We start from the raw sequence: 9155 nt of genomic DNA, 5'->3' as shown, positions 1-9155 counted from the left end.
CTGAGGCAGTTGCAGCAGCGATTGCACCAGTACTTCGCAGCAACCCAACAAAATATGAAGAAGCCGAAGTATTGGTAGAACAGAACATTGCAAAAGTCAGTATAGCGGGTGCTGGAATGATTGGGCGCCCAGGTGTAGCAGCGAAAATGTTCGTTACGCTTGCTGAAGCTGGTGTCAATATTCAAATGATTTCTACTAGCGAAGTAAAAGTTAGTTGTGTGGTAGACGAAACTGACTGTGAAAAAGCTGTTACCTCACTTTCCAAAGCTTTTGATATCACGACCTCCCCCCTCCCACCCTTTCAACCTTCCACTTTTTCACACTCCCAACTTCCCGTTCGAGGTGTTGCACTCGACCTAAACCAAGCGCGTTTAGCAATTCGTAACGTTCCTGATAAACCTGGGATGGCTGCAAAACTATTTGCTTTACTAGCCGAACACAACGTTAGTGTTGATATGATTATTCAATCACAGCGCTGCCACATTATAGATGGCGCCCCAAGACGAGATATTGCTTTTACCGTCGCGCGTCTTGATGCAGAAAGCACCCAAAAAATGCTTCAACAGGCAGCAGTAGAATATGGTTGGGGTGAAGTTGTTTTAGATAGCGCCATTGCAAAAGTCAGTATTGTAGGCGCCGGCATGGTTGGACAACCAGGTGTAGCAGCAAAAATGTTTGAAGCGTTAGCACAAAACAAAATCAATATTCAAATGATAGCTACATCTGAAATCAAAATTAGCTGCGTTGTTGAACAAGAACAAGGCATCAAAGCTCTGCAAGTTATTCACGAAGCATTTGGTTTGGCTGGTAGCGAGAAATTTGTCGTTCCAGCTTAAAGAGTGCTGAGTGCTGAGTGCTGAGTGCTGAGTGCTGAGTAATAAGTGATAACAAAAGAATCTTGTTTTTACTTAATACAAGCAAACTGTCTACTCTTTACTCTTTACTCTTTACTCAGCACTCATTACTCAGCACTCAGCACTCAGCACTCTTATAACTCTGAAACAACAGCCAAATTTTGAGGTTTTTTGCTGTCTTTTATTGCTAGCGTTGCGTTCAATGTCATTTTAGGTTGATTTGGCTGCATAATGACCGCTTTATAAGGCGCAACACCAGCAACTTCACTACCAATACAACGCGCGGCCGCAAGTGATAAATCTAGACTACGAGGTGGAATATATGGTCCTCGGTCGTTGACGCGGACAATTACTGAAGAGCCTGTTTTCATATTAGTTACTTCCAAGAACGTATTAAATGGAAGCGATTTGTGGGCAACTGTGAGGTCGTTTTGATTATAAGTTTCACCGTTGGCTGTTGTACGACCGTGGAAATAACCACCATACCAAGAAGCTAATCCAGATAGCTTTTGATTAGAATACGCCAAACCGTACATGTCTTGCTGCCCTTCAATAAGTGACAGCGATGGTGCTTTCAATGCTGTGCGAAGGTTATTCACCCAGTCAATTGCAATTAAATCAGCACTGCGAGTTGTCTGATTGGATATTTCTTTGTGTACTCCGAACAAAAAGCGATTACCTGCCATTATCGCTGGGGCGCCGTCAACAGTAGCTGGTCGCAGTTGTGATGGCGAGAATCCTTCGGACTTCACTAATTTATTCAAACGCTGCTGCATCACGCTTGCCTGCACTTGGTTAGGCAAGTTGGCAACCAAGTGATGATCCACCCAAATTTCATAGTTCGTGTCATCGCGACGAACCGTCATAACAGGCAAATTTGACTTGGTAAACCGCGACTGGAAGGAGATGGGAAGACGGAATAAGTTTCGCAATGTGGGAGGTAATCCTTCGCGTATGCTTCGCAAAATCTTGTTCGCAAAATCTCCGTCTTCGGAGTTCGAGTTGAGTAGTTGCGGTAATGGTGAAACGCTAGCATTGATTGCATTTGAAGCCTTTGGTACTGTACTTAATGATTGGTCTGAACTGTGTGCAATAGCTGTACAAAGGCGCTTGTTACTGGCTTTCACCTTTGCTTTAACTTGTAATGGTTCAAGAGCTAAAGCTGGTTGTGACTGCTTGGTTCCTAAATCAATATTCAAAAATCTCGAAGGCAGCAGCGTTACGTTCAATGCAGTTTTTTGCTGCGGGAAAACAAGTCGTGAACTGGTATTACTAACAATTTCTCCTAGATTAGACGATAATGAAGCACTTCGTACTTCTTGGTTAGGATTTACTGTTATTTCATTCAACAACAAAAAATTACTAATCCAAGAAGTTACAAGAAAAATTCCAAGAAATAGCATGGTGTAGTTAATATTTTGGTGACAGCACCTTAAGAAGGTGCAAACCTACATTGGAGCAATCATTAAGATGCAAACAGAACAAACTGAACAAACCAGACAATAGCAAAATCTTTGCTTAAGGAACTTGCCAGACCTAAGCGCCACACATAGCCGAACACAAATTGCTGGACTGATCCCCAGCAAAATTCATATTATCTTGTCCTTGTTAAACAAGCAAATAAAACTTTTCGATTTGTTCCGCACTTTTTCGACTTTTTCGATTTAAATTTTTTATATATCTAATTTTTTTTGTATTAAAGTATGCAAAAATATTATTAATATCAACAGTTATTTTACTTAATTAATTACAATGTCTAGTCTAAAATATTACATAGTCGATGTTTTTGCTGAAGCTAAATATACTGGGAATCAGTTGGCTGTATTCGTGTGTGCGCGCGGTCTTACGCAGGCGCAAATGCAATCTATAGCTAGAGAAATCAATTATTCGGAGACAACATTTATTGTTTCGCAACAAGCAGTATCTGGGGGATACGAAGTAAAAATATTTACACCTGCTCAAGAAATCCCTTTTGCTGGTCATCCAACTTTAGGAACGGCTTATATACTTCAAAGAGAGGTTATTAAACAATCAGTCGAAAGGATTATTTTAAATTTACAAGTTGGACAGATACCAGTTAACATCGATCTTCTTGGAGCTAGTGAACCATACTTATGGATGCAACAAAAGGCGCCGATTTTTAACAGTATATTTGCCGTAGAAGAAATTGCTTTAGTTTTGGGTATCGAAACAAGTGAAATAGACACCCAGTACCCAATACAAGCTGTTTCAACAGGTTTACCCTTTATTATCGTCCCACTTAAAACTCTTGCATCATTAAAACGCGCAAAAGTCAACCAAGACAAATATTACAATTTAATTCAAGACATTGAGGCAAAAAGTATTTTAATTTTTTGCCCAGAGACTTACTACCCAGAAAATCAATTAAATGTACGTGTCTTTTGTGACTACCTCGGTGTACCCGAAGACCCAGCTACTGGTAGTGCCAACGGATGTTTAGCAGGTTATTTAGTCGAACATTCGTATTTTGGTCAGAATGAAATCGATACGCGCGTCGAACAAGGTTACGAAATCAACAGACCATCTCTTATTCTTCTCAAAGCCAACAAAAAATCACCAAGCGACCCCATTGATGTGTATGTAGGAGGAAAAGTAATCATGGTTGCCAAAGGAGAATTTGTATAATGTAGGTTAGGCATCCCGCCTGACCGTCCCTATATTGGCTAATAAATCCACATCCAACGAGGTTTTAGTCTATGGCTTCACCATTTCCAGGGATGAACCCATATTTAGAAAATCCATCATTATGGTCAGAGATTCATAATCTACTGATAGCAGCTATTTTTCGGAAATTAAATCCTCAACTGCGCCCTAAATATAAAGTTGCAATTGAAAAGCGAGTATATCAAGCAACCGATGAAGAATCGCTTTTAGTTGGCGTTGCCGATATAGCGGTGCAGAATACACAAAAAACACCATTACCACAAAAAGCAAGTACCGCTGTTATATTACCATCAGTCGAAGCTGTGACAGTTGATCTTACAATGCCTGAAACGGTCAAAGAAACTTACTTAGAAGTACGAGATGTAATCACGCAAGAAGTCATAACAGTAATTGAAATTCTTTCTCCCAAAAATAAGCGTTCGGGAGAAGGGCGAAACGCATATCAGAAAAAGCGGCTACAAGTTTTAGGAAGTTATACCAATTTAGTCGAAATTGACTTGCTGCGAGATGGCAGGCCAATTCAACAAGTGCAAAATAACCTTCAAAGCGACTATCAGATTTTGATAAGTAGGGCATCCAAACGCCCAAAAGCTGATTTATACGCATTTAACTTGCAAAATCCTATACCTCCTTTTGCTTTACCTCTACGTGAAGCCGATACAGAACCAATACTAGATATACAAACTTTAATTCATGAATTATATATAGAAGGTAATTATGACTTGGTAATTGATTATACTCAAGAACCTGTACCCCCATCACAGCAGGATGCCGCTTGGATTGATGAGGTTTTAAAACAGCAAGGATTGAGGTAAATTTAAAATTTGCACAACACAATCTTGGGCGCCTTCTTTACGTAGTCAAATCCGTACAAATGCTCTAAGTATGGAGGTTTGTACAGGAGTTACGAGCGTGCTGCTCACTGCTAAATGTAAAACAGATGCCAAATGTAACGGAATGCAACGTATAATGAAAACGGCAAAACCGTTAAGAAATATTGAAGAAAGTAAAGTAAATGCGAGTAGCAATCGCCGGAGCGGGTCTAGCAGGACTTTCCTGCGCTAAATATCTGACCGATAATGGTTATACTCCCATCGTCTTGGAAAGTCGAGACGTTTTGGGGGGTTTAGTCGCAGCGTGGAAAGATAAAGACGGTGACTGGTATGAAACCGGGTTGCATGTTTTCTTTGGCGCCTATCCCAATATGTTACAGCTATTCAAAGAGTTAGATATTGAGGACAGGCTGCAATGGAAGCAGCATACGATGATTTTCAACCAACCAGACAAACCCGGAACTTATAGTCGGTTTGATTTTCCAAATTTGCCGGCGCCGTTTAATGGGATAGCGGCAATTTTGCGTAACAACGACATGCTTAGTTGGGGTGAAAAAATAGAGTTAGCAAAAGGGCTTGTTCCGGCGATGCTGCGGGGACAGAGGTACGTTGACTCTACCGATAAGTATACTTTTTCGGAATGGCTTAAGCAGCAAGGCGTTGGCGATGATGTCGAACAAGGTATATTTATTGCTGCTGCTAAATCACTAAATTTTATTGACCCATCGGAAATATCTGCCTTAGTGCTATTGACAGCGTTAAGCAGATTCCTACAGCAGAAAAATGGCTCTCAAGTGGCATTCCTAGATGGTTCACCTACCGAGCGTTTGTGCCAACCAATGGTAGATTACGTCACTGCGCGCGGAGGAGAAGTTAGAACAAACGCTCCTTTAAAAGAGATTTTGCTGAACGAAGACGGCAGCGTTAAGGGTTTCCTCATTCGTGGATTGGAAGGCAAGAGTGATGAAATTGTCACTGCCGACTTGTATGTATCAGCAATGCCTGTTGATGTCATGAAGGTGATGTTACCTGCCGCTTGGAAGCAAAACGAGTTTTTCGATAAACTTAATGGCTTGGAAGGTGTACCAGTTATTAATATACATCTTTGGTTTGACCGTAAACTTACAGACATTGATAACTTGTTATTTTCGCGATCTAAGCTTCTCAGCGTATATGCTGATATGAGCAACACCTGTAAGGAATACGCGAATCCCGACCGTTCTATGCTGGAATTAGTTTTTGCTCCGGCAAAGGATTGGATAAACAAATCCGAAGAGGAAATTCTTAAAGCCACGCTTGTAGAATTAGAAACACTCTTCCCGGCTCACTTTGGTAGTGAAAACGCTGCAAAGCTTTTGAAACATTGTATTATCAAAACGCCTCACTCGGTTTATACGGCAACGCCTGGTCGTCAAAAATACCGACCAACTCAAGTAACTCCAATTTCAAATTTTTACCTCGCAGGGAGTTATACCATGCAGCCATTCCTTGGCAGTATGGAAGGTGCCGTGCTTTCTGGTAAACTGACAGCGCAGGCGATAAACGCCCAAGCACACCTAGAGGCGAAAACCTCGAGCAAGCCAACGCAAACCCTCCAGCCTGCAACGAATGCTGCAACTGCCTGATTCCCCCCCGTGCATGAAAACCTCCGTCTCTGCGGAAGAGTCCTACAACCTGTGTCGCAATCTCACGGCGAAGTACGCTAAGACTTTTTATCTTGGTACTTTGCTGATGAGTCCGGAAAAACGGCGAGCTATTTGGGCAATTTATGCTTGGTGTCGCCGTACCGACGAACTTGTCGATGGTCCCGCTGCTGCGATAACCACACCCGAAACTCTCGACGATTGGGAGAAGCGCTTGGAGTCCATTTTTGCAGGTCGCCCAGGTGATGATTTGGATGTCGCATTAGTAGATACTCTTGACTCTTTCCCTCTCGACATTGAACCGTTCCGCGACATGGTAAACGGTCAACGAATGGACTTATTCCGTAGTCGTTATGACACCTTCGACCAACTTTATATTTACTGTTACCGCGTTGCTGGCACCGTTGGTTTAATGTCAACTTCGGTGATGGGTATTGATACATCTCAGTCCTCAACACCTTGGAACCGCAACCGTCAGTTGTATGTTCCTACTGAAGAAGCTATTGCCCTCGGTATTGCCAATCAACTTACTAATATCCTTCGTGATGTTGGTGAAGACGCGCGACGCGGCAGGATATATCTTCCCTTAGAAGACTTAGCACGTTTTAATTACACCGAAGAAGACTTATTCCAAGGTGTAATTGATGACCGTTGGCGTGCTTTGATGCGGTTTCAAATTGCCCGTTCCCGTGAATTTTACACCAAGGCTGAACGGGGAATTAGTTTCCTGGCGCCTGATGCCCGACTACCTGTATGGGCTGCTTTAATTCACTACAGCCGCATCTTAGATCGAATTGAACGCAACAACTACGATGTGTTCTCGCAGCGCGCTTACGTCCCCCAATGGCGAAAACTAGGCAGCTTACCTCTCGCTTGGTTACGCGCGCAAGTCCTTTAACACATTGTAAAGTTGTAACGATGCAATTCCAAAGAACAGCGTAAGGGTAGGACAATTTTCTTTACCCTTACGCTGCTTGCATTGGCACAATATATTTTGTGAATAGAGCAACTAATGGTCTATGCCATAATTTTGATATGTATAAAAATAAATACGTAGGTTAGCCGTCTCGCCTGACATACCGCACAGTTCGTATGCCTATGCTTTAAATTTGGTCGGCTCACGGCGTCTCGCCTGACCGCACGCACAGGCGGGACGCCTATGCTACAACTCACCAAAATTAATGACACAGATCAGTAGTCAATATGTAAATTTTCGCTTTTTTAAAATTATTGTTGACATTTCCATTAAAATCATATACGCTTGTTATTCGTACACCTGGAGAGGTGGCTGAGTGGTCGAAAGCGGCAGATTGCTAATCTGTTGTACGGCAGGTAACTCCGTACCGAGGGTTCGAATCCCTCCCTCTCCGTGAAAGAGAAAAAGTTAGTATAAATTGTACATGGTAGTGAAGATTATTTACTACCTAGGTCTACATAGCTAACCGATTTACAAATACTCCTTGAGAGGGATGCTATGATTTATCCTTTGAAGCCATAAACATAAAACTCTGTATAACCACGAGTTTTAACATAAACTTTTGGCTTCTCTTGTAACGAGGAGTGGATATTATGCAAAGAATTAAAACCGCCCTAGCTTTAGGACTGGTAACTTTCACAACAGGATTTTTAGCAGCAGCGTGTGACGATACCGCTAACAAACCACCAGGTAGTGCGACATCACCCAACCAAACGACTCCTGGTACAAATACTGGCGCCAGTGGTGGAAGCGGCAAAGGGTTAAAAATAGGTTCACTATTACCAGCAACAGGTGACTTAGCTTCTATTGGACAGCAAATGATAGACGCTGTTCCTTATTTAGTTGAAACCGTTAATGCTTGTGGTGGAGTAAACGGAGAAAAAGTAGAGCTTATTGCAGTAGACGACCAAACTGACCCGAAAGCAGGCGCCGCAGGTATGACCAAGCTGGCAACAGTTGATAGAGTTGCAGGTGTCGTAGGTTCGTTTGCCAGCAGTGTATCGAGTGCTGCGGTATCAATAGCAGTACCAAACAAAGTTATGCTTGTTTCCCCCGGTAGCACCAGTCCCAAATTTACCGAACAAGCACAAAAAGGTGAATTTAAAGGTGGTGGTCCAAACAACTTCTGGTCACGTACCGCACCCCCAGATACCTATCAAGCACTAGCACTAGCTCAACTAGCAAGTAAAAAAGGCTTTAAACGAGTTTCTACAGTTGTAATTAACAACGACTATGGTGTTGGGTTTGAAAAAGCATTTGTACAAGCTTTTGAAAAAGTTGGTGGCACTGTCGTTAATAAAAATAGCCCTGTTCGTTACGATCAAAAAGCAACAACGTTTGATACTGAAGCGCAACAAGCATTTAAAGATAAACCAGATGCAGTTCTAGGCGTATTTTACGAAGAAACAGGGAGTTTATTCATTAAAGCAGCTTATCAACTTGGTTTAACCAAAGGCGTACAGATGCTGCTTACAGATGGTGTAAAATCAGACACATTTCCTGAGCGTGTGGGCAAATCAGCCGACGGTAAATATATAGTGTCTGGTGTTATTGGGACAGTACCTGGTTCTAGTGGCAAGGGTTTAGAAGCATTTAGTAAGCTGTGGCAATCTAAGAAAAATGCACCTCCGGCGCCGTATACTGCACATGCGTGGGATGCTGCGGCATTACTTGCACTTGCTGCACAATCTGCCAAGGAAAATACAGGCGTGGGGATAGCTAGTAAAATACGCGAAGTTTCTAGCGGTACTGGTACTGAAGTAACTGATGTTTGTGAAGGACTCAAACTGCTAAAGGAAGGCAAGAAGATAAATTATCAAGGCGCCAGTGGCAACGTTGATATCGATGAGAACGGTGACGTTATTGGTGTTTACGATGTCTGGACTGTCGGTGATGACGGTAAAGTCAAAACCATTGATAAAGTCAGTCCAAAATAAAAGTTAGGAGTGCTGAGTGCTGAGTGCTGAGTGCTGAGTCAAGAGTGAAGAGTGCTGAGTCAAGAGTGAAGAGTGCTGAGTGCTGAGTGAAGAGTACTGAGTGCTGAGTGCTGAGTGCTGAGTGAAGAGTACTAACTCCTAACTTTCAATTCTACTCAGCACTCAGCACTTTCTACTCAGCACTCAGCACTTTCTACTCAGCACTTTCTACTCAGCACTCAGCACTC

At 42.4% G+C, this 9155-nt stretch carries 7 protein-coding genes and 1 tRNA gene; 7 read left to right on the top strand and 1 reads right to left on the bottom strand.

Annotated features, from left to right (window positions below; genetic code table 11):
- A partial coding sequence (locus AC2JBO_RS39935; RefSeq protein ID WP_496959175.1) for an ACT domain-containing protein occupies positions 1–836 on the top strand: 836 nt, incomplete at its 5' end.
- A gap of 152 nt (positions 837–988) precedes the next feature.
- On the opposite strand, the gene AC2JBO_RS39930 is transcribed toward AC2JBO_RS39935, so the two are convergent.
- Positions 989–2203 (bottom strand): septal ring lytic transglycosylase RlpA family protein, encoded by a 1215-nt coding sequence (locus AC2JBO_RS39930; protein ID WP_496959174.1) that lies wholly within the window; start codon positions 2201–2203, stop codon positions 989–991.
- 403 nt (positions 2204–2606) lie between these two features.
- Here AC2JBO_RS39930 and AC2JBO_RS39925 point away from each other — a divergent pair, with 403 nt between their 5' ends.
- From AC2JBO_RS39925 to AC2JBO_RS39900, 6 genes are all read left to right on the top strand, one after another.
- On the top strand, positions 2607–3500 hold the full coding sequence (locus tag AC2JBO_RS39925) for a PhzF family phenazine biosynthesis protein (RefSeq protein ID WP_496959173.1): 894 nt from the start codon (positions 2607–2609) through the stop codon (positions 3498–3500).
- Positions 3501–3571: 71 nt separating this feature from the next.
- On the top strand, positions 3572–4354 hold the full coding sequence (locus tag AC2JBO_RS39920; RefSeq protein ID WP_496959172.1) for a DUF4058 family protein: 783 nt from the start codon (positions 3572–3574) through the stop codon (positions 4352–4354).
- A 200-nt stretch (positions 4355–4554) separates the two neighbouring features.
- Positions 4555–5997 (top strand): 15-cis-phytoene desaturase, encoded by a 1443-nt coding sequence (gene pds / locus AC2JBO_RS39915; RefSeq protein WP_496959171.1) that lies wholly within the window; start codon positions 4555–4557, stop codon positions 5995–5997.
- On the top strand, positions 5981–6913 hold the full coding sequence (gene crtB, locus AC2JBO_RS39910; protein ID WP_496959170.1) for a 15-cis-phytoene synthase CrtB: 933 nt from the start codon (positions 5981–5983) through the stop codon (positions 6911–6913). The genes pds and crtB overlap by 17 nt, the downstream gene beginning before the upstream one ends.
- Positions 6914–7293: 380 nt before the next feature.
- Positions 7294–7385, top strand: a tRNA-Ser gene (locus AC2JBO_RS39905).
- Between the two features lie 199 nt (positions 7386–7584).
- On the top strand, positions 7585–8928 hold the full coding sequence (locus tag AC2JBO_RS39900; RefSeq protein WP_496959169.1) for an ABC transporter substrate-binding protein: 1344 nt from the start codon (positions 7585–7587) through the stop codon (positions 8926–8928).
- Positions 8929–9155: the final 227 nt, after the last annotated feature.

Source organism: Calothrix sp. CBUCES-K 9914, from assembly GCF_059640475.1.
The sequence above is the reverse complement of the archived record's forward strand: the minus strand, read 5'-3'. Positions and strand labels throughout refer to the sequence as shown.

Excerpts from the sequence above, each read along its gene's own strand:
- AC2JBO_RS39925 (WP_496959173.1), top strand. The coding sequence starts at position 2,607 with ATGTCTAGTCTAAAATATTACATAGTCGATGTTTTTGCTGAAGCTAAA.
- AC2JBO_RS39920 (WP_496959172.1), top strand. The coding sequence starts at position 3,572 with ATGGCTTCACCATTTCCAGGGATGAACCCATATTTAGAAAATCCATCA.
- pds (WP_496959171.1), top strand. The coding sequence starts at position 4,555 with ATGCGAGTAGCAATCGCCGGAGCGGGTCTAGCAGGACTTTCCTGCGCT.
- crtB (WP_496959170.1), top strand. The coding sequence starts at position 5,981 with ATGCTGCAACTGCCTGATTCCCCCCCGTGCATGAAAACCTCCGTCTCT.
- AC2JBO_RS39900 (WP_496959169.1), top strand. The coding sequence starts at position 7,585 with ATGCAAAGAATTAAAACCGCCCTAGCTTTAGGACTGGTAACTTTCACA.